Genomic DNA, 26,314 nt, shown 5'->3' on the forward strand with positions numbered 1-26,314 from the left:
CATTCCTCCTATAGAAAAAAGCTGGCATCGCCAAAATGGACATACCAGCTTAAACTTTGTTTATGGTTGCTCTGTTAATGTAATATTTGCTTTATGTTTTTCTCCATCACGGTAATAAACAATCGAAACTTCATCACCGATCTCTAATTCATTGTATAGTATACGTCTTAAATCAAGTGTGTTTAACACCTTTTCACCATTGAATTCTGTAATGACGTCTAATCGTTTTAAACCTGCTTTATCCGCTGGTGAGAGTGGTTCAATACTCCAAATATAAATTCCACCTTCTATATTATCTGGAAGTTGTAATGTCGATGTCCACTCAGATCGTGGTACTTCTTCTAAGGAATATATTTCTACTCCTAAATATGCACGCGTTACCGTTCCATCTGTTTCTAATTCAGACATGATTGGTTCTGCAATATCGATTGGAATGGCAAATCCAATTCCTTGTGCAATATTTTGGCTAATTTTCATCGAGTTAATGCCAATCAGTTGACCTGACATATTAATAAGAGCACCACCACTGTTTCCAGGGTTAATCGCAGCATCTGTTTGAAGTACTTCAGCTTGCCAATCTGGTTGCCCATCTTGGTTAAAATCTTGTGGAATCGTTCGTTGTTTCCCACTAATAATCCCTTGTGTGACAGATCCAGCAAACATGAGGCCTAATGGATTTCCTATAGCGATGACAGGTTCACCAACCTTTACATTTTCGGACACACCTAATTCAATCGGTTCTCCTACCTCATCTGCATGGACACGTAGGACTGCCAAATCTGTAAACAAATCCGTTCCGAGGAGCTTTGCTTCTATTGTTGATTCATCATTTAAAACGACCTCCACCGTGTCGGCACCTTCGACGACATGGTGGTTCGTTACAATATAAGCATATTTTTTATCTTTTTTAAAAATAACACCTGAACCAGTTCCAGCTTCATCTGATTCTGCTTCTTCCCAAAAATCCATTCGTGACTGTAAATTTGTTACACCGACAACTGCATGGGAGACATTTTCAACAATGTCTGTCACTTGTGTAGTCACATCCACATTTACTTTTTCTACCTTGCTTGGTGTAGAGGGTGCTTCGTTTCCTTCACTATCTTCATTTAATATGCCATCATTAATATCTCGATTTTCACCTGTAAAATTCGGATAAATGACGAGCAATAATAAAATCCCTACCCCTAAACCGATTAAAATCGGCATGAGCCAACCGTTTGCCTTTGTCTTGGGCGGATTTTCTGGTTCCATCTTTGCAACACAAACTTCTTCCTCTTGTTTCTGCTCTGGTGGCGTTTGTGCTGTATCATTTCTATCCTGTTCTGTTTTATCGTGCTCCTGCTCATCTACCATATGCTTCTCATTGTCTTCATTCATTTGAATAACTCCTCTCATTCTAATAGAAGCTATATCTTTATATGTTTTACAAATAATGAAAACATATGTCTAAATTATTTAAATTACTTCATAGACTGGTGTTGGGAAGTTTGGATCCGTATCAAATAAATTCATTTCAATGCCACGTTCACGCAACACTTGATCTACCGACATTCTTGCCAAGTCTTTCATATTATTATCTTTACTTAAATGGGCTAAGTATACACGTTTCGTATTATGATCAATTACATCACATAATGCCAATCCACAATCTTCATTGCTTACGTGTCCGGAATCACCTAAAATACGTTGTTTAACACTCCATGGATAGCTCCCCATCTGTAACATACTCACATCATGATTCGACTCAAACACATAGGCATCTGCACCTTTAATCGTATCTTTAATTCTTTCAGATACGTACCCTAAATCTGTCACTAGTGCGACCTTTTTATCGTTATGACGGAATGTAAAAAACATCGGATCTGCCGCATCATGTGAAACTGAAAATGACTCAACGTCCATATCTGCAAATGTTTTCACACTATTTGCTGCAAAATGAAATTTCTGGTCTGTCGTTAACTTTCCGAGTTGGTGTTCCATCGCATTCCATGTTTTTTCATTTGCGTAAATTGGTAAATTATATTTTCGCGCGACAATTCCTAATCCTTTTATATGATCATTATGTTCATGCGTCACTAAAATGCCATCTAATTTGTTCGGGTCTAAATCTGCTTCGTGGAACAAACGATCAATTTGTTTCCCACTTAACCCTGCATCGATCAGCAATCTCGTTTTACTTGATTCAATATAAAAGGCATTTCCTGTACTACCTGATGCGAGTACGCTAAAGCGTAATGTCATCTCTCTATTCACCTCATCGTATTCCTTTTCTTTCCTCAATATCTTGCAAAATTTCTTTTAGTTTTTTGTTTTGTCCTTTTTGAATATCCAGTCTTTTCATCATCGTTGTCGTCACTTCATCAAAAAACTCTTCTTCATCTGTGGAGAAAATAAATCCTTCAATAGCGTTCACAAAGTAATTATGATCGTCATTGACCGTAATTTTCCAAATCGGCACGAATACTTGTACATCACTTTCAAATGGGACCCTCGTATGGAATCCAATGTTTACACGGGTAATTTCATCTCCAGCAAATAACGCATTGGCATTATACAATGTTTCAATTGCACGCATTGGCGTAATAAGCTCGCGCTTTTCAGCGACTGTTTCTTCTTCCCCTAACATCGTTTGAATATAATGCGTCGCTTCATTATCATCATTTAAAAAGACTAAAATAATCCCTTTATCATTATAATAAATGGTACGATCTAATTTATTTTGAAAATAAATGAGGACATTTTTTTCTTCATTTCTTTCCCAAAATGTATACTCTTCTCCATAGTACGCAAACGATGCTAAGAAGTCATTCATATTCGCATCTGTTTTCTTACTTGGTAATGCGACCTCTTTATCCAAGATGGAAACGACCATATTTTGATTCAATATAAATGACTCTTGTTTTGGTACATTTGATACATCCTTTAACTCATCTTTCGTAAATAAATGCTGTTTCAGTGAAATATATGTTTCTTCATATTCCTGATCTGGCAATTCTTTGATCGTAATCGATTCTGCGTTCAACTGTTCTTCAATCGTTGATGGTTCATGCTCGATAACGCCAATATCTGCGACCTCTTTTTTCTCTAAAAATTGCGTAAATAAGTAAATATCTAACAGGAGGAAGCTGAGGATTAATAACGTCTTAATTTGTCCCCAATGCATTATAAATCCCCTCCTCTTTGTCGTTCATATTCAGCTACATTAAACCTTGTCCACTGTCCTTCATAATAAACAGACCATTGTGGTTCCAATGTTAAACTATGATCATCCTCTAAAAAATTTAACATATAACCAAGTTCTATGTCTTCTATTTTATCTAGTTCCATATCATGATCCGTTTGTAAATAGGCAATCAATTCTTCCCCGGAGATCAGTTCAATATCACGGGCATTTAATAAGTTACCGATACGAATGAGCGGGCGATTGTATTCATGTAAGTCTTGCTCCCGCCATGATTGTTCGATAATAGTTAAATTGCCATAATGGTACACAGGATATCCAGCATAATGCAGACGATAACGAATATTTGAAACATCAGGTCGAATACTTTCTATATAGTAATTATTCGTCCATCCTTTATGTTCATTAATATTATTCACACTTTTATCGAGTAATTCTAATGCACTGGAATGCTCGAATTTTTCTTGCAATGGATTAATGAACTGCAATAATCTCCCGTCTTGAACGATTCGCATCCCTCTTTGTCCATCTGTAAAATATGCTTCTTTCATATTTTGTGTCACTAAATTCGGGTTGGTAAATAACGCATTAATGAATAAATCAGGTTTAATTCTACTTGCGACAAATGTTTTTTCTTTTAATTGTACGGGACCTGACTTTACATAAATGACATGATCTCCTTCTTCTAATGTTACATATGGCGCTAATGCTTCTTTGTTAGAGTAATGTGATTGAACAATATCGTAAGCATCTGTTTTATCCACGGTTGCTTCTATCATCTTCGTATTATCATCAGATAAAATGGCCAATTGTAATGTATTTGATTCTTCGTTCATTCGTAAAAACATTCTTGAAAAAGTCCAGTTCGGTAACTCTGGTGTTTCGCGAAAAGTTAAAATCGTTGAAACGAGTTCCACTGGCGTTTTCGGTGGAAAGACAAGCTCTACATAATTTTTATCATTTGGTCGTCCTTCCACTTCTTTTAATGTATAATCAGAAAGCTCCCAAGATTTAATGGACTGGAATAATTCCTGTTGTTCCAACATATCATAAAATCCAGTCGCTTTTTCTCCCTCTCGAAGAATGATTTTATTTGGGATTAATAATTCATTTTTTCCTCTCTCATCTCCACCGATGTCCACCTCGTTGACATAATCCGCACTATATAAATAATCATAATTTGGCTGATAACTCCATAAGATGAAAGATAACAAAAAGCTAATAGCGATTAAGACGACTAAAATAAATGATTTAACTGTTTCGTAACTCATTGTTGTCTCCTCCGCTTATTGTTGAGCGGTAATGTAAAGTGAATGGTCGTTCCTTTTCCTTCTTTACTACTTGCCCAAATTCGTCCATAATGTGATTCGACTAATTCACGTGTAATAGCTAATCCTAAGCCTGTTCCACCAAGTTGACGTGTACGAGCCTTATCGACACGGTAAAAACGATCGAAAATTTTATCTAATTTTTCGTATTCAATTCCAATTCCTTCATCTTGTATACTAACGATAATTTGACGGATATCTTTCTGTACGCGGCACGTAATACACCCACCATCTGGTGAATATTTCACTGCATTAGAAATAATATTATCTAACACTTGTGTCATTTTATCTTTATCAATATACACGAAATAAGATTCATCTGGAATAATTCGTTTAAACGTAATATTTCCATCTTTTACATTCATTTCAAAACGATCAATAATATGATGGAAAAACTTTGGAAAATCAACCACTTCACGCATTAATGGCTGTTCTTTGCTATCAATTTTTGATAACTGTAACAAACTATTCACCATTCGAATCATTCGTTCGGTTTCATTTTGAATTACTTCTAAAAATTTCGGCGCAATATCAGGATCTTCCCACGCACCATCTGTTAAAGCTTCTAAATAACTGCGCAATGTCGTTAATGGTGTACGTAATTCATGTGAGACGTTTGATACGAATTCCCGGCGTTCTTGTTCAATTTTTTCCTCTTCCGTTACATCACTTAATACGGTAATGATTCCTGTAGCCTTTTCACTATTGTCATCATAAAGTGTCGAGAAATTCGCTCGAACATAATGTGTTTCCTCTTCATGACTATAATCGAGAACGAGCGTCCCACTTTGCTGTAGTTGGATGATATCTTCTACCTTTTCTTCTAACTCTAATAAAGCTAATAAATCTTTATTTAATAAATGCATCGGATTTTCATTAAATAATCGTCCAGCAGCTTCGTTTATTAACGTAATTTCTCCTTTACTATCTGTTGCAATGACACCATCCGTCATATTTTCGAGTACAGACTCTAATTTACGCTGTTCATTTTCAATTTGACCCATATAATGTTTTAAACGGTCATTTAAGTGATTAAATGTGACAGCTAACTGACTAATTTCGTCTGACCCATACACTTCTACTTTTTGTGAGAAATCTCCACGAGCCATCGTCTGTGCTTGCTGACGCATTTCTAAAATTGGTTTCGTTATGGCACGTGCTACTAAGATTCCAAGTAAAACAGAGACGATTAATGCAATAACAGACCCTTTTAGAAAAATGTCATTTATTTTTTGTAACTGATCATATACACTTTCAAGTGACGTCTCTAAATAAATAACCCCTTGCACATTGTTATTATCATCGACAACAGGCTCTACTCGCACGAGTACCCGTTCCCCCGTATTTACGTTTAAAGACGTATTATCGATCGATGTATTAAACTTTATTGCACGTTGTACGGTATCCTCCGTAATCTTTTTACCAATAATTTCTGTATTAGTATAATCATTCGTCCCGAGTACACGACCTTGGTTATTCATCACTTGAACCATCGCACCAGTTCGATCGACATCAATCGTAATTTCCTGAATTTCCTCTTGTAATGTCGGTTCCTCAGGATCATCTGTACGTTGTTTATTAAAAGCTTGCTCTACATTATAGCTAAGCAAATCGATACGGTCATTTGTTGCTTCTTTAAAGTTATCGAGTAATTCTGCTTCTAGTTCACGAGCAACATAAGAACCAATCACTTGTACAGCGATCACTAACAACAAAATATAAATAATTATAAATTTTAATTGAATCGATCGAAAAAAACCGACTTTTTTCATATCATTTACTCCTCTTCAGGGTTGCGTAAATAATAGCCTACTCCTCTTCTTGTGACAATCCAATTCGGATTACTCGGATCTTCTTCAATTTTCTCCCGTAATCGTCTAATTGTAACGTCCACTGTTCTTACGTCCCCAAAATAATCATATCCCCATACTGTTTCGAGAAGGTGTTCTCTCGTCATCACTTGACCGATATGTCTTGCTAAATAATAAAACAGTTCAAATTCACGATGTGTTAAATCCACATGTTCTCCATTACGTGACACACTATATGCATCTGGATGGATTTTTAAGTTACCTATTTCAATATCTTTTTTCTGTTGCACTTGTGCATCTTCTTGCACGGCTTGTTGTCTACGTAAGTTCGCCTTCACACGGGCGATTAATTCGCGGTTACTGAAAGGTTTTGTCACATAGTCATCTGCGCCTAATTCAAGGCCAAGTACTTTATCAATTTCGGAATCTTTCGCTGTTAACATAATAATCGGCATCGTCTTCGTTTTTCTTATTTCACGACACACTTCGTTTCCATCTTTTCCTGGTAACATAATATCGAGTAAGATTAAATCTGGATCCTCTGTTTCCGCTAATTCAATCGCCGTATCTCCATCATGCGCAAGGACTACTTCATATCCTTCCTTCACTAAATTAAATTTCAATATATCAGCAATTGGTTTTTCATCATCTACAACTAATATTTTTAAAGCCACTATGAGCCACTCCTTTAAAGGTTTTTATTTATATCCACATTAATATGAGTCTTTTTATTTTTATCTATCCTTATATTTTAACGTATTTTAAGGGAATTGTCTTTATTCCTACTTATAAAGTTATGAATAAAACAATTTACACAAAAACATTTGGAAATAGATGGAATACATGCAACACAAATTCAAATTACCTTTTGTGAAGTTGGCGATTGGGGGGGATGATTGCGTTCTTGTGGATTTGGAGTTGGGTTCTTGCAACTTCAACCTGTATTCTTGCAACTTCAACCTGTATTCTTGCAACTTTAACCTGTATTCTTGCAACTTTAACCGGTATTCTTGCAACTTTGGCCGGGATTCTTGCAACTTCACCCGGTATTCTTGCAACTTCACATCATATTCTTGCAACTTACAGCATAAAAAAGGTGGTATTTATCTTAATAGATAAATACCACCGTAAAATATATTAACGATATACGCTACGTACTACATTTGTTTGCGTACGGTCAGGACCGACAGAGAAAATAGATAAAGGAATTTCAGATAACTGAGCAACTCGCTCTAAATAATTACGCGCATTCGTCGGTAAATCATGGATAGAACGTACTCCTGTAATATCTTCTGTCCAACCTGGTAATTCTTCATATACAGGTTCACATTCTGCTAACACATGTAAGCTAGCAGGGAATTCATCCATAATCTCACCTTTGTATTTGTACGCAACACAAATTTTTAATGTTTCAATACCAGTTAAAACATCTAGTGAGTTTAAAGATAAATCTGTAATACCACTTACACGACGAGCGTGGCGAACAACCACACTATCAAACCAACCCACACGACGTGGACGGCCTGTTGTCGTACCATATTCGCGACCTACTTCACGAATTTGATCCCCAATCTCATCTGTTAATTCCGTTGGGAAAGGACCATCCCCAACACGTGTCGTATAAGCCTTTGAAACTCCTACAACCGTAGAAATTTTGGATGGGCCAACACCAGAACCAATCGTCACTCCACCCGCAACTGGGTTAGAAGATGTAACGAATGGATATGTTCCTTGGTCAATATCTAACATAACACCTTGCGCACCTTCGAAAAGCACTCGCTTTCCATTATCTAATGCATCGTTTAACACGACAGATGTATCACAAACATATTTTTCCATTTGTTGACCATATTCATAATACTCTTCAAAAATGTCTTCAACATCAATTGGATCAACTTCATAAAACTTCTCAAATAAACGGTTTTTCTCCGCTAAGTTTTGCTCCAATTTAGCACGGAACACTTCTTTATCTAATAAATCTGCGATACGAATACCGCTACGTGCAGCTTTATCCATATATGCTGGACCGATACCTTTTTTCGTCGTACCGATTTTGTTTGCACCTTTATCTTCTTCTTGTAAAATATCTAATTTTAAATGATATGGCAAAATAACATGAGCACGATTGCTTACTTTTAAGTTATCAGTAGAAACACCTTTATCATGAAGATATTTAATTTCTTCCATGAAAGCTTTCGGATCAATAACCATTCCATTCCCTAATACACTAACTTTGTCAGAGAAAAAAATTCCAGATGGGATTAAGTGTAACTTGTATGTTACCCCACCAAATACAATCGTATGACCTGCGTTATTTCCACCTTGATAACGAGCAACTACTTCTGCGTTTTGTGAAAGGTAATCTGTAATTTTCCCTTTCCCTTCATCGCCCCACTGCGTACCAACTACAACTACTGAGGACATCGTGCACCTCCGCTAATAATTTATAATTTCATTTTAATTTTTCTATTAAATCCATCTGTAAGTTTATCAATATTTCTATAACAAGTCAATAAAAAGTCGAACATTTATAGCATTTTTATTGTAATTGTTCGGATTTGAATTTTGATTATTGCATCTGTTTTCGCGGTTGTTGCATCTCAATTTTGTTTATTGCATCTGTCTTCGCGGTTGTTGCATCTCAATTTTGATTATTGCATCTGTTTTCGCGGTTGTTGCATCTCAATTTTGATTATTGCATCTGTTTTCACGGTTGTTGCATCTCAATTTTGATTATTGCATCTGTTTTCACGGTTGTTGCATCTGAATTTTGATTATTGCATCTGTTTTCGCAGTTGTTGCATCCATATTTTGATTATTGCATCTGTTTTCACGGTTGTTGCATCCATATTTTGATTATTGCATCTGTTTTCACGGTTGTTGCATCTGAATTTTGATTATTGCATCTGTTTTCGCGGTTGTTGCATCTCAATTTTGATTATTGCATCTGTTTTCACGTTTATTGCATCTAAATTTTGTTTATTGCATCTGTTTTCGCGGTTGTTGCATCTGAATTTTGATTATTGCATCTGTTTTCACGGTTGTTGCATCCAAATCTTGATTATTGCATCTGTTTTCGCGGTTGTTCAACTATTTGATGAAAATAGCTACCTAATAAACGAAAAGTTGAACTTTAGACAGGAATTGGCGGCGGTACACTGCTTTCATCATACCGTCGATCTAAGTCAACGAACTTATTATATTCCTTTACGAAAGCAAGTTCTACCGTTCCTGTTGGACCATTACGTTGCTTTGCTAAAATGATCTCGATAATATTTTGTTGTTCAGACTCTTTATCATAATAATCATCACGGTATAAGAAACCAACGATATCCGCATCTTGCTCAATACTTCCCGATTCACGTAAGTCGGACATCATCGGACGTTTATCTTGACGTGATTCTACTCCACGGGATAACTGTGACAATGCAATAAGTGGAACCTCTAGTTCTCTAGCAAGTCCTTTTAAGGAACGAGAAATTTCCGATACTTCTTGTTGCCTGTTTTCTTGAGAACCTTCACTACCTTGGATTAATTGTAAATAATCGATGATAATCATGCCTAAACCATGTTCCTGTTTTAACCTACGACATTTGGAACGAATATCTGTCACACGTACGCCTGGTGTGTCATCAATATATATACCTGCATGGGACAAACTCCCCATCGCCATCGTTAGTTTTCCCCAATCTTCTTGCTCTAACTTCCCAGTTCGTAAACGTTGTGAATCAATATTCCCTTCTGCACATAACATACGTTGGACAAGCTGTTCTGCACCCATCTCTAAACTAAAAATCGCCACATTTTCATTCGCGCGAACGGCCACATTTTGAGCAATATTTAAAGCGAATGCCGTCTTCCCAACAGATGGACGAGCAGCTACGATAATTAAATCATTTCGTTGGAATCCCGCTGTCATTCGATCTAAATCCTTAAACCCTGTAGGAATTCCTGTAACTTCATCTTCTTGATGGTGTAATTGTTCAATATTTTCATATACATTAATAAGGACATCTTTAATCGGTTTAAACGCACCCGTATTCTTTTTGTTCGCAACTTCTAAAATACTCTTTTCCGCAGTATCCAATACCGCTTCGACCGAATCTTCCTTATCAAAACTCTCCGTCACAATATCTGTCGCTGTTTTTATTAAACGACGTAATAATGCCTTCTCTTCAACGATACGAGCATAATAATCAATATTCGCAGCTGTCGGAACAGACTCTGCGATTTCTGTTAAGTAAACCGCTCCACCTGCAACATCGATTTCTCCTTTGTTTGTAAGCAAAATTGTCACCGAAACTAAATCAATTGGTTCTCCCTTTTCAAACAATTCATACATCGCTTGAAAAATAACTTGGTGACTCGCTCGAAAAAAGTCCTTCGATGTAAGTCGCTCAGCAGCTGTTGAAAAAGCCTCCGCCTCTAAAAAAACAGCACCTATTACTGCTTGTTCTGCTTCTATATTATGTGGTGGGGTTCTACCATGTTGTTCCATCACTTTGTCCACCTCTCTTTACAAAAAAATCGGGACATAATGTGAGTAGTTTTTCATATAATCACTTTATTATGTCCCTATTTGCCATCATCTATTGTTCTTGTACATGTACTTGAATGGTACCTGTTACATCACTATGTAACTTCACCGGTACATTCGTATGTCCTAAAGCACGAATTGGATCTTGTAAATCGATTTTTCTACGATCTACTGTAATTTTATGATCCTTCTTTAATGCTTCTGCTATTTGTTTGCTCGTAATCGATCCGAATAAACGGCCACCGTCTCCTGCTTTTGCTTTAATGACCACTGTTACTTTTTCTAATGTTGCTTTTAATTGTTCTGCTTCTTGTTTTTCTTCTGCTTCGATTTGTGCCTTTTTATTTTCCTGTGCTTTTAATTTCTTTAAATTTCCCGGTGTAGCCTCTTCTGCTAATTTATTTTTTAATAGGAAGTTATTCGCATACCCTACTGGTACATCCTTCACTTCGCCTTTTTTTCCTTTACCTTTTACGTCTTGTAAGAAAATTACCTTCATCGTTTATGTTCTCCCTTCCATATGATCATTTATTACGGCTAATAATTTCTCTTCTACTTCATCAATGGACATTCCTTCAAGTTGAGTAGCGGCATTTGTTAAATGTCCACCACCGTCCATCGCTTCCATCACTAGCTGTACATTCACATCCCCTAACGAACGTGCACTAATGGCAATCGTATCTTCGTTAATGCGTGCAATAACAAATGATGCTGTCACACTATCTACGGTTAAAAGTGTATCTGCAGCTTGTGCGATAACGATCTGTCCATATGTTTTTTCAGCATCTGCTTTACTTATTGCTATTGTATCATGAATCACGGTTGCCTTTTCAATTAACTCATTTCGTTTTCGTAAAGTTGCTAAATCTTCCTTTAAGAACCGTTGAATTAATACAGGATCTGCTCCTTTTGAACGTAAATACGATGCCGCATCGAATGTACGTGAACCTGTTCGAAGGGCAAAGCTTTTTGTATCGACAATAATTCCAGCAAGCATCGCTGTTGCTTCAAGTGCTGTCAACTTTTTCTTTTTCGGTTGATATTCAATTAACTCTGTTACAAGCTCCGCAGTCGATGACGCATATGGTTCCATATAGACGAGAGTCGGTTGATCTACAAACTCCTCTCCACGCCTATGGTGGTCTATAACGACAATATAATGTGCCATACGAAGTAGTTTTTCATGAGCTGTTAACGATGGCCTATGTGTATCTACAACGACGACTAAACTTTTATCGGTACAAATTGCTTCTGCCTCTTCCGGTCCAATGAAAAACTTCCATAAATTTTCTTCTTTCTTTACTTCATCTACTACTTTTTCAATCCCTGTCGTAACATCATTTTCATCGTACACAATATAACCAGGTACACCATTAGACTGTGCGATATTTAAAACACCTATCGTTGCTCCTAATGAATCCATATCAGGTGATTTATGTCCCATAATGATGACATTATTACTTTGTTCCACAAGGTCCTTCAATGCGTGAGAAACAACGCGTGCCCTCACTCGTGTGCGTTTTTCCATTGGATTCGTTTTCCCGCCATAAAAACGGACTTTTCCAGACTCATCACGAACCGCAACTTGGTCCCCACCACGACCTAAAGCTAGATCTAAACTCGATTGTGCAAGACGTGCTAATTCAGGAATAAGCATATGTCCGGTTCCAACTCCAATACTAATTGTAATTGGATTTTGCTGCCCTTCCTCTGCACGCACTTCACGAATTTCATCTAATATATCAAAATTTGTTTCTTCTAACTCATGCAAACCTTTTTTCGTTAATACTGCAATAAAACGTTCTTGAGATGTTCGCTTTATATAAAATTTATGTTTCGCAGCCCAGCGGTTTAACGTTTCGGTTATAAGTGAATTTAGGCGACTTTTTAAACTATCATCCATATTACGAGAGATTTCTTCATAATTATCTAAATAGATATTTGCGAGTACTAACAATCCATCATCGTAACGCCTTTCTAACGCTTTTTCCTCTGTACGATCAAAGAAGTACAATGTTTGCCCTTCCGATGCAATTTTTACATGTACTTCATACGGATCAATGGTTAGCATCGTCTCCATTTCTTTTTGATTTATTTTATGAATAAGGGACTCTCCAAAAATATACAATGACTTTCCAATTAAGTCTTCCTCTTTACATAATGTTTCCATATAAGGATTCGCCCATTTTATATCGAAATCATCATTATAAATAACGATTCCGATTGGCATTTGTAAAAAGGTTGCTTTTCCAGATTGCTCTACTTGATAACTTAACTGATTCATATGTGATCGATATAATTGATCCAACTGTTCTTGTTCTCTTTTCGCCATAAAATAAACGATAGCAGCGAACACCGTCATCACAATTCCAATGACCCAATTATAATAAAAGAGAATCAGTAAGATGATTATTGTAAAAACTAAAATCGCCCACATCGAGTGACGTATTTTATCTTTTAATTCAAAACGCTTCAATTCGTTCAACCCCTATACGTTCACTTTTTATTCGATTCCGCCATTCTCTTTTTCATCGACAATCCTAAATCAAGTATACCAATAAATCGCATGATAAACATCATGATAAAAGGTAAAATAACTGTCAAAATAACAACAATAACCGGTGCTACTTTGGAGAATTTCTTTATATTGGCGAAAAAGAAGATGAACGATATTCCTTGAATCGTTAGTAAGACAGAACCTAACGTAATCATATTAAACGTAATAATCCCTAAGGAACTGCTTTGTTCTACTAAAAGACTAACGATAAGTGATAATAAATAAAACCATAAAATGACTGTCGGTAAATTAAATTGATGAAATGGTGGGAAATGATATGTTCCCCTACGTAATCGATTCATTACTTTATACGATAACCATTGTGTAATAAGAGCTAAAAAGATAGCCATAATCGCAATCATCGCAGGAATTAAATCTTTCATCATATTTAGTTGTTCCTTCGTCTGATCTAACACGATTTGTAGATCATTACCGACAATTCCAAATTGATTAGCCATGGATTGCATCATTTGAAGGGAATCTTTTTGCGCTGCATCAAATTGTTCATATATATTTATATTTAAAACGACTTCTGCAAAAGCAAACAATAATAGAATGCCGATAATAAAGCCTAATGTTCCTTGAGCCCATATCTCATATGGTCTTAATCCTCGTTTCATCGCAGATCCAATGACGATACCACCAATACCTATAAACAACGTAATCGGAAGTGCAATAATCGTTGCAAATATCACACTTAAAATTAATGCACCAATAAGCATGAAAAAGCCTGATTTCGCTCCATATCGTTCTGTATATAAGACAAATGGAATTGGTAACAAAAAGATACCAATTGGTCCAACGATCGGTACGAAAACAAAAAACAATAAGATGACGATATATACCGCCGTCAATAATGCTCCTTCTGTTAATTTATTTGATTTATTCATATAACACCTCTTCATTTTTATCCAAAAACTTTCCTTGACGATATCCAAGCCATATTTTTATATTTTATATAGCAATTTAGACATCATCACTACCTAATATCATAGCAGATTTTGACATGTTTTTCTTTTTGGAAGTATGCAACGGGGGAGCTATTTCTGTATGTAAAGTATAATACGTGATATAGTATTTTACGAATAACTTTTCATAAAGGAAGAATATAGATGAATGTATTTATAAAAGCTTGTAATCATAGTTTGAAGTTACCAAAGAAAAAAGATACATTTGCACTAAACCGAATCGGAATGGATATAACCGTTATCTATCTATTTATTATATTAGCGATTGCATCTATACCTGCCTTAATCGACCAAATTACGATGGCAGACTATGGTGTACAAATTCAGTTATTTTTTAAACTTATTTACTTTTTTATTTTCTATTATTTAGTACTGGTCGTGCTTGTTTTTAGTGGATTATCTGTATTTGCTTATATTATGACGATTACGGCACGTTTATTAGATCGTAAGTTAACATATGCAATTATGTGGAAGATGTCTGCTTTTGCGATTACTATTCCAGTATTTGTATTCACTATTTTGTCGTTTTTTTATCCATTAACGTTTCTATTTGTCTTTTTAGCACTCGTTTATATGACGTTTGTCATGATAAAAATTATACTGATTTATCCAAAGAGGAGAAAATAAATTACATTTCATTAATATTGTTAGAAGAACAAAAAACGGTTGTCCTACATGAATAGGCAACCGTTTCTTTATTATTCGCTCACGTATGGAAGTAAAGCCATAGCGCGTGCACGCTTAATTGCGATAGTTAATTTTCTTTGGTATTTAGCAGATGTACCAGTTACACGACGAGGTAAAATTTTACCACGTTCAGAAATAAATTTCTTTAATAACTCCACATCTTTATAGTCGATATGTGTGATTCCGTTTGCTGTGAAATAACACACTTTACGACGTCTAGGACGACCACGTCTCATGAATATCTCTCCTTTGCACTATATTTTATTTTTATATCGCCACATTATTTCGCACAAATGTGGTCTGCTCATTTAAAATCGAATGTTTTAGAATACATTATCATACTTATAAGTGTGTGTAACATACGATAATATTCTAAATGTGTGTATTTTATGTTATTTATGTGCAACCTCTATCATATAAAACAAACATTTTTTTGTCAATAATAAAAGTAGATTTTTCACGATTATATTGAAATAAAATAAACGGAATAATAATTGTATTATTCCGAGCTCAAAACGAATCCTCCTAAAAAACTTTACGAAAACTAATAAGATATATAAGATACAGATAAAACACAAACACAAGAGCTGAAGCAACTATCTCGTTTGTCGCAAACGGAGCAACCACCACTATATCAACTAAAAATAATGCCATAAAAACTATCATAGATAAAATACGATACAACCACTTTTGAATCATACCCTTTTCCTCCTCTCTCCCCCAATTATGTTCCTCAAAAACAATTTAAATTATGTTGTTATTATCGCGACTTTTTTCATCTCATTTATCCATAACCATTCATTTCAAACACTCTTAGTTTGAAGATTCCGTCAATTTAATTTGCTATTTGCTAAATATTATTACATATAGTTTAACATAAAAAACGCATGATACTGTTCATTCATTTGCAAAATAACCACAAACACTATGTTTAGTAATATTCAAAAGTATTTTCCGCCCCTTCAATCATATCTCTCACTGCAACATACATGTTCGGGGGATATTCTGCAATTCTATGGGTGAAATACAAATACCATTCACTTCCATATGTTACATAAACTCGGACTGGCCGTTTTTCGCTTTTTAGCTGGTTACAAAGATCTGGGCGTACACCATAGAGCATTTCCGCTTCTACATATGGCTTTGTAAAATAATCCTGTTCTATTATTCTTTTATATATTGTTTCGTCGTGTGTAGCAATGGAAACAGCATGATTCGCTTGTACACATAGAGCCACCAATTCAAGATACCGTTCATTTAAAGTATCAGAACGTGGTATACAAATATCTGCTGGTTCTTGAAACGCACCTTTCACTAAACGAATGGTGCCAGGATAGTTTAGCAATTCCTTAAGATCTTCTAAGGAGCGATATAATTGCGCCTGAATGGTTACACCGATATGTTCATGTTGAGATACAGCTTTTTTATAGACGGATAACACTCGTTCGACTTTATTAGACTCCTCAGCACTAATCATGAGTGATAAACCATATTTATTTGCTTCTTTCGCCATTTCTAATAAGTTTTGCAAAGCAAACTCCGGATCAATGACTAAACCAATATGCGATAAATCAAAAGAAATACGTGTATGTAATCCTTGTTTTCCACATGCTTGAATTAATCTTAAAAATTCATCCTTTGCTTGTATACACGCTTCCCTGCTCATCGTATTTTCACCAATAAACTCCAGAGAAATACGGTATCCCAAATCCGTAAGCTTCTGTCCAATAGCGATTCCATCTTTTTTTGCCTCTCCCGCTACAAATCGTTTCGCTGCCCTTTGAAACAAAGGATAAAGTTCAGGAGATTGCTGGATATATTCTTTAATTTTTAAATTTCTTGATACGGATTTCAATGCTTCAGCGAATTGTTTCTCTTCTTTTGTTATCATTTGAACCCCACCATTTCATTTTAATATGATGTACTACAACATAAAGATTATATGTATATTCACAATCTACCATGATAAAATGGTTTTTATAAGGACCATTTATCACATAATTTTATAGTACCACTTTGAAAAAAGGAGAAAATCATCTTGTGGATACAAATTGATAAAACGATAGAAATGCCTCTCATTCATCAAGTGTATGAACAAATTCGTAAGCGCATATTACAAGGAGAACTTACAGCCGGTGAACGTCTACCGTCTACACGTGAACTATCTTCTAACTTAGGAATATCCAGAAATGTCATATTAGAAGCATATGAACAACTATTTACAGAAGGTTATATAGAAGGAAAACAAGGTTCAGGTACGTATGTGGCAGAAGGAGCAACCTTACATTTAACGGAGAAATCTCACACACCGTCTTTTTCGGACATGCATGAAGCTAAGGAAGAAACGACGGATCTTATTGATTTTCGCCCAGGTATCCCTTCATTAGATATGTTTCCGAGAAAAATATGGGGGAAAATTTCCAAACAAATTTGTGAAGAAACTTCCAACTCTGTATTCGGTTATGATTGTCCAGAAGGAAGAGTAGAGTTACGTCACATACTTTCCCGTTATGTAAAAAGGACAAGAGGAGTTCACTGTCATCCCGATCAATTAGTGATTACTTCTGGCGCAACCCAAGCCTTATCACTTATCGCCGACTTATTGCTATCTGAAGGCGACGAAGTACTAATTGAAGACCCTATCACACATGAAATTCAAACCATTTTTACTACTCCCGGATCAACATTATGCCCTATACCAGTAGATGAACATGGAATGAAAACTGATTCTCTTCCATCAAAGAAAAAACCTAGCTTCATTTTTGTAACACCGTCACACCAATTCCCTATTGGAGGAACTTTATCGATTCAAAGGAGAATTCAGCTAATTCAATATGCTAGAAAAGCAGACTGTTTTATTGTGGAAGACGATTATGACAGTGAATTTCGGTACCAAGGAAGTCCCATCCATTCATTACAAGGACTCGACCCAGATAAAGTAATTTATATTGGAACATTTAGTAAGATATTATCACCCGCACTTAGATTAGGGTACTTAATTCTCCCTCCATCTTTAGCAAAAAGTTGTAGAAACTTAAAATGGTTCATGGATCTTCATACACCAACATTACAACAACTAACTATTGCACGGTTCATAGATGAAGGACATTTAGAACGTCATATTAGAAAAATGAAGAAAGTTTATAAAAGCCGTCGAGATCATATTAAAAAATGTTTAACAAAAGAATTTGGAAGGAACGTAAACATTTTAGGTGACTCCACAGGATTACATTTAGTAGCTGAATTTCAAAAAGTATAGTTTTCAACACAAATCATTCAAGAACTATCCCAAAAATATAATGTGCAAGTATATCCAGTAGAACTGCATACTATCGAAAAAGGGAAACATAAACATAAAATAATATTAGGTTACGGAAATTTAACTTTCAAAGAGATAGAAGAAGGTATTGATAGATTCAAACAAGGCATCATTCATCATATCGACTGAATACGTAAAAATATATCGAAAAATTTTCATATGATTTCGGATAGTTATATATACGTAAAAAGTGCTTTGCAGTTGTCGGTTTATGACCGCTGCAAAGCACTTTTTCATTCCGCTAAAATACCCTTTTGGAAAAATCTCCATATTCGTTTCAAATGATTAAAACCGTATTTATTTTGCCACTTCATCATACATTATGACATTCTAGAAACTTTTATATAAATTACCCATTTCAATTGCGCTTACTGCTGCATCGTATCCTTTATTGCCAGCTTTTGTTCCTGCACGCTCAATTGCTTGTTCGATCGTATCTGTAGTTAACACACCGAAAATAACCGGAATATTAGCATCCATTCCAACTTTCGAAATGCCCTTTGCGGCCTCATTACATACATAATCAAAATGTGGGGTAGATCCTCTTATGACTGTTCCTAACGTAATAATTGCATCAAACTCTCCTTTATCTGCTAATTTTTTTGTCGCTAAAGGAATTTCAAATGCACCTGGTACCCAAACAATCGTAATATTTTCATCTTCTACCCCATGCCTTCTTAACGCATCTTCTGCCCCACCTAATAATTTGCTCGTAATAAATTCATTAAACCGTCCTACAACTATTCCTATTTTCAAATCATTTCCAACTAAATGCCCTTCCAATACTTTCTTCATGATTCTCTCTCCTTTAAAAAGTTAATAAATGTCCTAGTTTTTCTTGTTTTGTTTTTAAATATCGTTCATTGTCTTTTTTGATCGGCATTTCGAGTGCAACACGTTCTGTGACATCAATGCCCGCATCTTGTAAACCATAAATTTTTCTTGGATTATTCGTTAATAAACGAACTTGATCCACACCTAAATTACGTAAAATTTGTGCGCTAATCGTATAATCACGTAAATCGTCTGCAAAGCCTAATTCATTGTTTGCTTCCACCGTATCAAGGCCCTCTTCTTGGAGTTTATATGATTTTAATTTATTCATTAACCCAATTCCTCTTCCTTCTTGACGCATATACAATAAAACACCTTTTCCAGCTTGCTCTATTTGCGCCAACGCCTTATGTAGTTGTGGACCACAGTCACATCGATTAGAGCCAAATACATCTCCTGTTAAACATTCGGAATGAATTCGGACTAAAACAGGCATCTCGTCTTGTATATCACCTTTTACAAGTGCTATATGTTCTTTGCCATCTGATAAACTTGTAAAACCAATTGCCTTAAACTGCCCATATTCTGTCGGTAAACTGATTTCTACTTCTCTTTTAATAAAAGATTCATGTTGCATCCGATAAGCAATTAAATCTTTAATGGTAATCATCTTTAAATTATACGTTTCAGAAAGTTTCTTTAAATCATCGACACGTGCCATCGTTCCATCTTCTTTCATAATTTCACAAATGACACCAACTTGTTTTGCATCAGCTAACCGTGCTAAATCAATCGTCGCTTCTGTATGTCCAGGACGTTCCAATACCCCACCTGCCTTTGATACAAGCGGAAAAACATGTCCCGGTTGTTTGAAATCATCGATAGATACGTCTAATTCTAATAATTTTTGAATGGTAAAAGACCGTTCAAAAGCACTGATACCTGTAGTCGTATCTTTATGATCAATACTAATCGTAAACGCTGTTTCATACGGGTCTGTATTTTTGTCTACCATTGGCCTTAACTGACATGTATGTGCGACTTCAGGAGATACAGGTGTACATATAAGTCCTCTACCGACTGTTGCCATAAAATTAATCATCTCAGGTGTCGCAAACTGTCCTAAACCAACAAGATCACCTTCATTTTCCCGATCTTCATCATCACAAACGATAATGACCTTCCCTTGCTTTAAATCTTCTACCGCTTCTTCAATCGTATGGAACATAGATGAAAACTCCTTTTCATTTTATAAAAATCCATTTTCTTGTAAAAATTCTACGGAAAGCTGGTCTTGTTCACGACCTTCTTGTTGTGAACGTAAAAATGTATGAACATATTTTCCAAGCATATCAAACTCTAAATTAACCTTTTCGCCAACTTCCTTTATACCAAGAACGGTCTCTTTTGCTGTATGAGGAATAATTGATATCGTAACAAGCCCATCCTCTACTCCAAAAACCGTTAAAGAAACACCATCCACTGTAATAGAACCTTTATGAAGTAATACATGCATCTCATTTTCAGAAAATGCAATCTTCACATAAATAGCATTTTCTTTATATTCCTTTTGAATAATTTCCCCAACTGTATCTACATGTCCTGTTACAAAATGACCTCCGAAACGTCCATTAGCGCTCATCGCTCTTTCTAAATTAACGTAAGAGCCTTTTGCCAGCTCATGCAATGACGTACTATGAAATGTTTCGGGCATCACATCTACAGAAAAAGTTTCCTTTGAAAAACTCGTTACCGTTAAACAAACACCATTGACTGCAATACTATCGCCTAAGCTAATATCTTCTAGCACTTTTTTTGCAGCAATCGATAATTGTAATGTGTTCCCTGCATGTTTGACAGATTGTAATGTCCCTAACTCTTCGACTATTCCTGTAAACATAAAACACCTTCCTCTTCTTGGATACATTTTGCCGTTATTTTTATATCTGGACCAATTTGTTTTATTTCAGTAAAATGTAATGTTTTTCCATCTATCACATCATTTGTACCATTTCCACCAATAAACGAAATGGCTTCTTTCCCACCGATTATTTTCGGTGCGACATACGCAATAATTTGTTGAAAAGCATTTGCTTCTATAAACGATGCGTGTATCTGAGCACCACCTTCTACAAGTACAGACATAATATGTAATGTCCCTAAATGATGTAGCACACTTTGTAAACAAAGCTTTTCCTCTGTTTGACTTATGACTGTTACACCTAGCTTTTCAATGGCTAGTTTTTTATCATTTGAAATGTTCTTTCCTGTAAATATAATTGTTTTTGAAGATTTGTCTTGAATGACTTTTGCAGACAACGGAATAGTTAAATTCGTGTCTAATATAATTCGAATGGGGTTCCTTCCACCAAGGGGGCTTCTGGTAGTTAAAAGGGGATTATCTTGTAAGATTGTATTAATTCCAACTAAAATGCCATCATGTTCATGACGAAGTTGATGTGCATCTTGTCGTGATTGAATAGAGGTGATCCACTTACTATCACCGGTTTTCGTTGCTATTTTTCCGTCTAATGAAATTCCTGCTTTTATCGTTATAAATGGAGTATTTGTTTTCATAAAATGAATGTATTTTTCATTTAATGTTCTTGCTTCTGTTTCACCTAACCCGACAACCACTTCAATTCCAGCTTCTCGTAATTTGGCTACACCTTTCCCTGCAACGAGTGGGTTTGGGTCTAACATTGCTACGTTTACTTTTTTAATACCACTTTCAATAATCTTTGTTGTACAAGGGCCAGTCTTGCCTTGATGGCTACACGGTTCTAATGTGACATACATTGTCGCATCTTCCGTAGCCCCTTTAGCATGATTTATCGCATGCACCTCCGCATGTGGTGTTCCTGCTTTCGTATGCACACCCGTTCCTAAGATTTGCCCATCCTTGACGATTACTGCTGCGACATGTGGATTAGGACTCGTTTGACCAACTGTACTTTTTGCTAATGAAAGCGCTATATTCATATATGTGTGATCATCCATATAAAAGACATGCACTCCTTCCATAAATTATTCTCCATTACAACAAAAAACTCCCTTACTATACATAGCAAGGGAGAAAAAGGCATTTCAAATAAACGCTAAAAACAGCTATAAAAATAGCTTTTTTAACGAACTATGTTTCTTCTCCCATCCAGACTTTCACTGTCGGCTTTGGACTTGCACCAAATCCACCGTTTTATGCTTCATAAAACGGGTTGCGGACTGAGAGGCTTACCTCATCACCGCCGGCTGGGAATTTCACCCGACCCCGAAGAAAACCCTATTGAATTACTTATGATTATAACAAAGATTTTTTCTTTGTACAATCATTCGCTAAAAATGGATCTGTGATGGAAGAATCTTTCAGTAAACAAACATGGCTTTAAAGCTATCATCACCATCTTTATCCGTTATCGTAAAAGTTTATATTTATGTTATAAGTGGAAGCATATGGACTTCAACAAATAAAAGAAAGTTCTAGAGATAAGACGAGTGAAAATAGTTGGTTATGTTTGTTAACGGCAATCCTTTTAGGAGTTTATGATCAAAGTATTGCCTATTTTTCAATGGTTTCTAGAGTGTGAAATTGATAGAGAGATTATATCATTAGCGATGGATGTTCAAATCAACGATAAAAACCTCATCCAACCGAATTTGGATGAGGCTTTTATATATGTGTAACTATTATAGTGTAAGCACATCTAAACAACAATAATTAGAATTATACGTTAGTGCGTTTTTAATACCTCCTGATTAAGTAAATTAGTTGGAGTTTCACTTTTAATACCTTGTATTAAATTACTAATCGCCATCTGAACCATTCGTTGTCGTGTTTCAAATGTAGCAGAACCAATATGTGGCACAGTTACAACATTTTTCAACTGTAAGAGTTCATGATCTGGCGAAATTGGTTCTGTTTCAAATACATCCAATGCCGCACCATAAATATGTCCTTTCTTTAAGGCCTGCACAAGTGCAACTTCATCTACATTTTGCCCACGTGATCCATTTATGAATATCGCATTTGGTTGCATAAGCGAAAATTGTTCTTCTCCAATAAGATGTCTAGTCCCCTCATTTGCAGAAGCCATCATTAAAACAAAGTCCGATTTTCTTAACAATTCATTAAGCTCACAATATGTTGCATGAACCGCTTCTTCTCGTTCTTTATTTTGGCTTCTGTTATGATACAAAATGTTCATATCAAAACCGAAATGAGCGCGCTTTGCCACAGCAAAACCAATTTTCCCCATACCAATAATACCGAGTGTACGGTTATGAACATCAATCCCATAATGCTCCATCCCAATTAAATTCGTCCATTTCTTTTCTTTGACAAATTGATCAAGCTCGGGAATCCTTCTCGCAGCAGCAAGCAAAAGCACCATCATCGCATCTGCAGTTGTTTCCGTAACACCAGGTGTATTTGTCCCCATAACTCCATGCCTCGTCATGGATTCTAAATCAAAATTGTCATAGCCAACCGATATATTGCTCACAATTTTAAGTTTCGGTGCTTTTTGTAAAAGTTCCTCCGTAATTGGAAGTTCTGCACCAATGAGACCTTCACAATCCTTTAATTCATTTAAAAACCTTTCCTTCTCAATCTGAATCGAATGAAACGAAACAACCTCACAATATTCTTCTATCTGACTAATAATAAGCTCTGGCAAATAGATGTAGGCAATAACCATCTCCCATCATAATCATCCCTTCTTAGCACTTATTAAATTTGTGACGGACGCAATATCCTCTTATCGTCCTCTTTCGTTAATATCGATTCATCCAAATCTTGTACAGAACTTACACCGGAAAGTCCGATTGTAATATCCAAATCAGCAATCATATTTTGCAAAACTTCCTTGACACCTTGCTCTCCTGCAACAGCAAGACCGTACATACAAGGACGTCCGACAAGTACAGCTTTTGCTCCAAGTGCCATTGCCTTTATAATATCTGAACCACGGCGGATTCCACTGTCCATCAATACTGGAATCTGGTCTTGTATTACTTCACACACAAGTGGAAGTGCATCAAGTGCTGCGATTGCTCCATCTACTTGACGACCACCATGATTGGATACGATGATACCATCTACTCCATGTTCAAGCGCAAGTTTTGCATCATCTGGTTGTAAAATCCCTTTCAATATGATTGGTAGTTTCGTATGTTTACGTAAAAAAGCTAGATCATCCCACGTCAAACTAGCATTGCCAAACACTTGTGTCCAATGCATAATTGCTGACAACGGATCTTCCTCTGGAGATTGGTCAAGCTTGGCACAAAATGCTGGATCTGTAAAATAATTTCCAACACCTTCTCCTGCTAAAAACGGTAAATACGCATTTTTCAAATCATATTCGCGCCAAGCCATCATTGGTGTATCTAATGTAACAACAATTGCAGAATATCCCGATGCTTCCGCTCTTTGTACAAAGCTTTTTGCTATATCAGGATCCTTACTCCAATAAAGTTGAAACCATCTAGGTGCATCACCCATCGCCTCGGCTATTTTTTCCATTGGAATGGTAGAAGCTGAACTCGTTATATAAGGTACACCTAATTCTGCAGATGCTCGAGCGGAGGCTAACTCCCCATCCTTATGGATAATTGACTGTACGCCAATGGGAGCAGATAATACAGGGTATGGAATTGTATGTCCGAATAAAGTTACTGATAGATTCCTATTCTCCACATTGCGAAACATTTTGGGTACTAATTTCCAACGGTTGAACGCTTCCAAATTTGCATCCATCGTCCTTTCACTACCAGCCCCTCCTGCTACATAATAATATGGACCATCCTTTAATACTTCTCGTGCCTTTTCTCCCCACTCTTCATACACAACTGGAAGTTTGTTTGGATTAGGTTCCGGACTTAACATTTCTTGATAAATTTGAAACTGAATCATATTACCAATATTATTCATTACCTATCCCCCTCTAAAGTAACCGCTTTCAAAGTAGTGTATACTTTTCTGACTGTTTCGTCAATACGTGTAATAGTATAAAATAAGAAAAGAGGCTGGGGAAAAACTTTAATAACACCCAAAAAAATAACATGTCGAATTCACTGCCATGGATTCAACATGTTTCTTCTTTTAAAAAGTATAAACAAAAAGAGAACCTTATTAAATATTCATCTTTACAATCTGACCAAATCATTGTATTAAAAACAGAGGTAAGAAAAATATACTTCTTTCCATTGATTGGATTATTAAGGTTTTCGCTTGCTAGAGCGAGAACCCGTTTTTACTTTCGCTTAAGCGACACTTAATAATGATCTGTATTGATTAACATCTTATAATTATATCTTGTAACCTCCCTATAGCGGGTTTCATACAACTGATGATAAAGGTATCTATAAATAAAAGTCTCGCTAATAAAATAATGGAGTTATTAAAGCGTGAATAAAGATATCAGCTGACATATGTGCAATGATTGCGTATTCTAGACCTCTTTTCCAATACACATAACCAAACCATAAACCTAGAATGCCATTTAACACCAATGTTCTGATAACAATCATTCCTGATAAACCATCAAATACTTGTGCTGCAGCGGGTAAATGACCTATTCCAAAGAGTAAACTTGTAAACAAAATCGCTATCCAATAAAAACTATTTGGAATACTATCACCTTTCTTTTTGGTGATTCGAGCTAGTAACCAAACAATTAAAGTCATACCAAATAATCGAAGCAAAATTTCTTCCGTTATCCCGCCATAAATTGAAGCAAGTAATCCTTGCCACCAATTAGGGGATGGTAGTTGTTTTATAGGATCTCCTATTAAGGGACTAAATATAAAGACATCAAGAAGAACTACAATTAAACTCCCCATAAGTGCTACACCAATACTATTTATTAAACCTTTTTTTGAAATATGTACTTTATATTCAGGATAAACAAGACCATTTAAGATAGATGTATTTAATCCTGTTCGTTTTTGAAGCCTTAGACCGATCAATATCATTAAAAACATATAGATAACTTGTGTAATCGAGTTAATAACAATTATTAAATAATTCGGTATATTACCCGGAGTTGACTCTTTGCTCATTAAAGCATATTCATAGGGAATTATAGTAAGAATTCCTATAATATTTAATAATGTTAAGAGTAAGACTAACTTTAATCTCCATTTTCCCAA

Annotated in this window: 23 protein-coding genes, 1 pseudogene and 1 riboswitch; of the genes and pseudogenes, 3 read left to right on the plus strand and 21 right to left on the minus strand. The window is 35.7% G+C overall.

Features of this window, described 5'->3' with window-relative positions:
- Positions 1-60: 60 nt before the first annotated feature.
- The 6 genes from WKT09_RS04105 to yycF all read right to left on the minus strand — a co-directional run bounded on the left by WKT09_RS04105 (position 61) and on the right by yycF (position 6,997).
- Positions 61-1,380, minus strand: a complete 1,320-nt coding sequence (locus tag WKT09_RS04105) for a S1C family serine protease (RefSeq protein WP_445323976.1) — start codon at positions 1,378-1,380, stop codon at positions 61-63.
- Positions 1,381-1,458: 78 nt separating this feature from the next.
- A complete protein-coding gene (locus tag WKT09_RS04110; protein WP_340414832.1) occupies positions 1,459-2,244 on the minus strand; it encodes an MBL fold metallo-hydrolase in 786 nt (261 codons plus the stop codon).
- A gap of 13 nt (positions 2,245-2,257) precedes the next feature.
- Positions 2,258-3,166, minus strand: a complete 909-nt coding sequence (locus WKT09_RS04115; RefSeq protein WP_340414833.1) for a two-component system regulatory protein YycI — start codon at positions 3,164-3,166, stop codon at positions 2,258-2,260.
- Complete coding sequence (locus tag WKT09_RS04120; RefSeq protein ID WP_340414834.1) at positions 3,166-4,455, minus strand: YycH family regulatory protein; 1,290 nt, start codon at positions 4,453-4,455, stop codon at positions 3,166-3,168. The genes WKT09_RS04115 and WKT09_RS04120 overlap by 1 nt, the downstream gene beginning before the upstream one ends.
- Complete coding sequence (walK, locus tag WKT09_RS04125) at positions 4,452-6,284, minus strand: cell wall metabolism sensor histidine kinase WalK (protein WP_340414835.1); 1,833 nt, start codon at positions 6,282-6,284, stop codon at positions 4,452-4,454. The genes WKT09_RS04120 and walK overlap by 4 nt, the downstream gene beginning before the upstream one ends.
- A gap of 5 nt (positions 6,285-6,289) precedes the next feature.
- Complete coding sequence (gene yycF / locus WKT09_RS04130; protein ID WP_340414836.1) at positions 6,290-6,997, minus strand: response regulator YycF; 708 nt, start codon at positions 6,995-6,997, stop codon at positions 6,290-6,292.
- Between the two features lie 218 nt (positions 6,998-7,215).
- Here yycF and WKT09_RS04135 point away from each other — a divergent pair, with 218 nt between their 5' ends.
- The gene (locus WKT09_RS04135; RefSeq protein ID WP_340414837.1) at positions 7,216-7,464 is read left to right on the plus strand and encodes a hypothetical protein; all 249 of its coding nucleotides are present in this window, start codon (positions 7,216-7,218) and stop codon (positions 7,462-7,464) included.
- On the opposite strand, the gene WKT09_RS04140 is transcribed toward WKT09_RS04135, so the two are convergent.
- The 5 genes from WKT09_RS04140 to WKT09_RS04160 form a co-directional block, all read right to left on the minus strand.
- Positions 7,461-8,747 (minus strand): adenylosuccinate synthase, encoded by a 1,287-nt coding sequence (locus WKT09_RS04140; RefSeq protein ID WP_340414838.1) that lies wholly within the window; start codon positions 8,745-8,747, stop codon positions 7,461-7,463. The genes WKT09_RS04135 and WKT09_RS04140 overlap by 4 nt on opposite strands.
- A gap of 709 nt (positions 8,748-9,456) precedes the next feature.
- On the minus strand, positions 9,457-10,821 hold the full coding sequence (gene dnaB / locus WKT09_RS04145; protein ID WP_340414839.1) for a replicative DNA helicase: 1,365 nt from the start codon (positions 10,819-10,821) through the stop codon (positions 9,457-9,459).
- Between the two features lie 91 nt (positions 10,822-10,912).
- On the minus strand, positions 10,913-11,359 hold the full coding sequence (rplI, locus tag WKT09_RS04150; protein ID WP_336267744.1) for a 50S ribosomal protein L9: 447 nt from the start codon (positions 11,357-11,359) through the stop codon (positions 10,913-10,915).
- 3 nt (positions 11,360-11,362) lie between these two features.
- Positions 11,363-13,336: a DHH family phosphoesterase gene (locus WKT09_RS04155; protein WP_340414840.1), complete on the minus strand. Its 1,974-nt coding sequence runs from the start codon at positions 13,334-13,336 to the stop codon at positions 11,363-11,365.
- A 20-nt stretch (positions 13,337-13,356) separates the two neighbouring features.
- Complete coding sequence (locus tag WKT09_RS04160; RefSeq protein WP_340414841.1) at positions 13,357-14,307, minus strand: YybS family protein; 951 nt, start codon at positions 14,305-14,307, stop codon at positions 13,357-13,359.
- A gap of 222 nt (positions 14,308-14,529) precedes the next feature.
- Between WKT09_RS04160 and WKT09_RS04165 the strand changes: the two genes are divergently transcribed.
- The gene (locus WKT09_RS04165) at positions 14,530-15,012 is read left to right on the plus strand and encodes a DUF1189 family protein (RefSeq protein ID WP_340414842.1); all 483 of its coding nucleotides are present in this window, start codon (positions 14,530-14,532) and stop codon (positions 15,010-15,012) included.
- 71 nt (positions 15,013-15,083) lie between these two features.
- Here WKT09_RS04165 and rpsR read toward each other — a convergent pair whose 3' ends face one another.
- The 3 genes from rpsR to WKT09_RS04180 all read right to left on the minus strand — a co-directional run bounded on the left by rpsR (position 15,084) and on the right by WKT09_RS04180 (position 16,963).
- Positions 15,084-15,308 carry a 30S ribosomal protein S18 gene (rpsR, locus tag WKT09_RS04170; RefSeq protein ID WP_336267751.1) on the minus strand — a complete coding sequence of 75 codons (225 nt, stop codon included), beginning with the start codon at positions 15,306-15,308 and terminating at the stop codon, positions 15,084-15,086.
- Positions 15,309-15,597: 289 nt separating this feature from the next.
- A complete protein-coding gene (locus WKT09_RS04175) occupies positions 15,598-15,771 on the minus strand; it encodes a hypothetical protein (RefSeq protein ID WP_340414843.1) in 174 nt (57 codons plus the stop codon).
- A 232-nt stretch (positions 15,772-16,003) separates the two neighbouring features.
- Entirely contained in the window at positions 16,004-16,963 is a 960-nt protein-coding gene (locus WKT09_RS04180) for a proline dehydrogenase family protein (protein WP_340414844.1), read from the minus strand.
- 144 nt (positions 16,964-17,107) lie between these two features.
- Between WKT09_RS04180 and pdxR the strand changes: the two are divergent.
- Positions 17,108-18,520 (plus strand): annotated as a pseudogene (gene pdxR, locus WKT09_RS04185) (MocR-like pyridoxine biosynthesis transcription factor PdxR).
- 201 nt (positions 18,521-18,721) lie between these two features.
- Here pdxR and ribH read toward each other — a convergent pair.
- From ribH to WKT09_RS04220, 7 genes are all read right to left on the minus strand, one after another.
- Positions 18,722-19,186 carry a 6,7-dimethyl-8-ribityllumazine synthase gene (gene ribH, locus WKT09_RS04190; protein WP_340414845.1) on the minus strand — a complete coding sequence of 155 codons (465 nt, stop codon included), beginning with the start codon at positions 19,184-19,186 and terminating at the stop codon, positions 18,722-18,724.
- A 13-nt stretch (positions 19,187-19,199) separates the two neighbouring features.
- Positions 19,200-20,393 carry a bifunctional 3,4-dihydroxy-2-butanone-4-phosphate synthase/GTP cyclohydrolase II gene (locus tag WKT09_RS04195; protein WP_340414846.1) on the minus strand — a complete coding sequence of 398 codons (1,194 nt, stop codon included), beginning with the start codon at positions 20,391-20,393 and terminating at the stop codon, positions 19,200-19,202.
- Positions 20,394-20,414: 21 nt separating this feature from the next.
- Entirely contained in the window at positions 20,415-21,065 is a 651-nt protein-coding gene (ribE, locus tag WKT09_RS04200) for a riboflavin synthase (RefSeq protein WP_340414847.1), read from the minus strand.
- Positions 21,050-22,165, minus strand: a complete 1,116-nt coding sequence (gene ribD / locus WKT09_RS04205) for a bifunctional diaminohydroxyphosphoribosylaminopyrimidine deaminase/5-amino-6-(5-phosphoribosylamino)uracil reductase RibD (RefSeq protein ID WP_340414893.1) — start codon at positions 22,163-22,165, stop codon at positions 21,050-21,052. Before ribD ends, ribE begins: the two co-directional genes overlap by 16 nt.
- Before the next feature lie 135 nt (positions 22,166-22,300).
- A riboswitch (FMN riboswitch) is annotated at positions 22,301-22,445 on the minus strand.
- 448 nt (positions 22,446-22,893) lie between these two features.
- Positions 22,894-23,859, minus strand: a complete 966-nt coding sequence (locus WKT09_RS04210; RefSeq protein ID WP_340414848.1) for a 2-hydroxyacid dehydrogenase — start codon at positions 23,857-23,859, stop codon at positions 22,894-22,896.
- Positions 23,860-23,891: 32 nt separating this feature from the next.
- Positions 23,892-25,094: a lactate 2-monooxygenase gene (locus WKT09_RS04215; RefSeq protein ID WP_340414849.1), complete on the minus strand. Its 1,203-nt coding sequence runs from the start codon at positions 25,092-25,094 to the stop codon at positions 23,892-23,894.
- A gap of 449 nt (positions 25,095-25,543) precedes the next feature.
- Complete coding sequence (locus WKT09_RS04220; protein ID WP_340414850.1) at positions 25,544-26,314, minus strand: CPBP family intramembrane glutamic endopeptidase; 771 nt, start codon at positions 26,312-26,314, stop codon at positions 25,544-25,546.

This window comes from Pseudogracilibacillus sp. ICA-222130, from assembly GCF_037892545.1.
Classification (GTDB): Bacteria; Bacillota; Bacilli; order Bacillales; family Amphibacillaceae; genus Pseudogracilibacillus.

What these genes read in the sequence shown, in the direction of transcription:
- WKT09_RS04105 (WP_445323976.1), bottom strand. Translation starts at nt 1,380, where the DNA reads ATGAATGAAGACAATGAGAAGCATATGGTAGATGAGCAGGAGCACGAT.
- WKT09_RS04110 (WP_340414832.1), bottom strand. Translation starts at nt 2,244, where the DNA reads ATGACATTACGCTTTAGCGTACTCGCATCAGGTAGTACAGGAAATGCC.
- WKT09_RS04115 (WP_340414833.1), bottom strand. Translation starts at nt 3,166, where the DNA reads ATGCATTGGGGACAAATTAAGACGTTATTAATCCTCAGCTTCCTCCTG.
- WKT09_RS04120 (WP_340414834.1), bottom strand. Translation starts at nt 4,455, where the DNA reads ATGAGTTACGAAACAGTTAAATCATTTATTTTAGTCGTCTTAATCGCT.
- walK (WP_340414835.1), bottom strand. Translation starts at nt 6,284, where the DNA reads ATGAAAAAAGTCGGTTTTTTTCGATCGATTCAATTAAAATTTATAATT.
- WKT09_RS04135 (WP_340414837.1), top strand. Translation starts at nt 7,216, where the DNA reads ATGATTGCGTTCTTGTGGATTTGGAGTTGGGTTCTTGCAACTTCAACC.
- WKT09_RS04140 (WP_340414838.1), bottom strand. Translation starts at nt 8,747, where the DNA reads ATGTCCTCAGTAGTTGTAGTTGGTACGCAGTGGGGCGATGAAGGGAAA.
- dnaB (WP_340414839.1), bottom strand. Translation starts at nt 10,821, where the DNA reads ATGGAACAACATGGTAGAACCCCACCACATAATATAGAAGCAGAACAA.
- rplI (WP_336267744.1), bottom strand. Translation starts at nt 11,359, where the DNA reads ATGAAGGTAATTTTCTTACAAGACGTAAAAGGTAAAGGAAAAAAAGGC.
- WKT09_RS04160 (WP_340414841.1), bottom strand. Translation starts at nt 14,307, where the DNA reads ATGAATAAATCAAATAAATTAACAGAAGGAGCATTATTGACGGCGGTA.
- WKT09_RS04165 (WP_340414842.1), top strand. Translation starts at nt 14,530, where the DNA reads ATGAATGTATTTATAAAAGCTTGTAATCATAGTTTGAAGTTACCAAAG.
- rpsR (WP_336267751.1), bottom strand. Translation starts at nt 15,308, where the DNA reads ATGAGACGTGGTCGTCCTAGACGTCGTAAAGTGTGTTATTTCACAGCA.
- WKT09_RS04175 (WP_340414843.1), bottom strand. Translation starts at nt 15,771, where the DNA reads ATGATTCAAAAGTGGTTGTATCGTATTTTATCTATGATAGTTTTTATG.
- WKT09_RS04180 (WP_340414844.1), bottom strand. Translation starts at nt 16,963, where the DNA reads ATGATAACAAAAGAAGAGAAACAATTCGCTGAAGCATTGAAATCCGTA.
- ribH (WP_340414845.1), bottom strand. Translation starts at nt 19,186, where the DNA reads ATGAAGAAAGTATTGGAAGGGCATTTAGTTGGAAATGATTTGAAAATA.
- WKT09_RS04195 (WP_340414846.1), bottom strand. Translation starts at nt 20,393, where the DNA reads ATGTTCCATACGATTGAAGAAGCGGTAGAAGATTTAAAGCAAGGGAAG.
- ribE (WP_340414847.1), bottom strand. Translation starts at nt 21,065, where the DNA reads ATGTTTACAGGAATAGTCGAAGAGTTAGGGACATTACAATCTGTCAAA.
- ribD (WP_340414893.1), bottom strand. Translation starts at nt 22,165, where the DNA reads ATGGATGATCACACATATATGAATATAGCGCTTTCATTAGCAAAAAGT.
- WKT09_RS04210 (WP_340414848.1), bottom strand. Translation starts at nt 23,859, where the DNA reads ATGGTTATTGCCTACATCTATTTGCCAGAGCTTATTATTAGTCAGATA.
- WKT09_RS04215 (WP_340414849.1), bottom strand. Translation starts at nt 25,094, where the DNA reads ATGAATAATATTGGTAATATGATTCAGTTTCAAATTTATCAAGAAATG.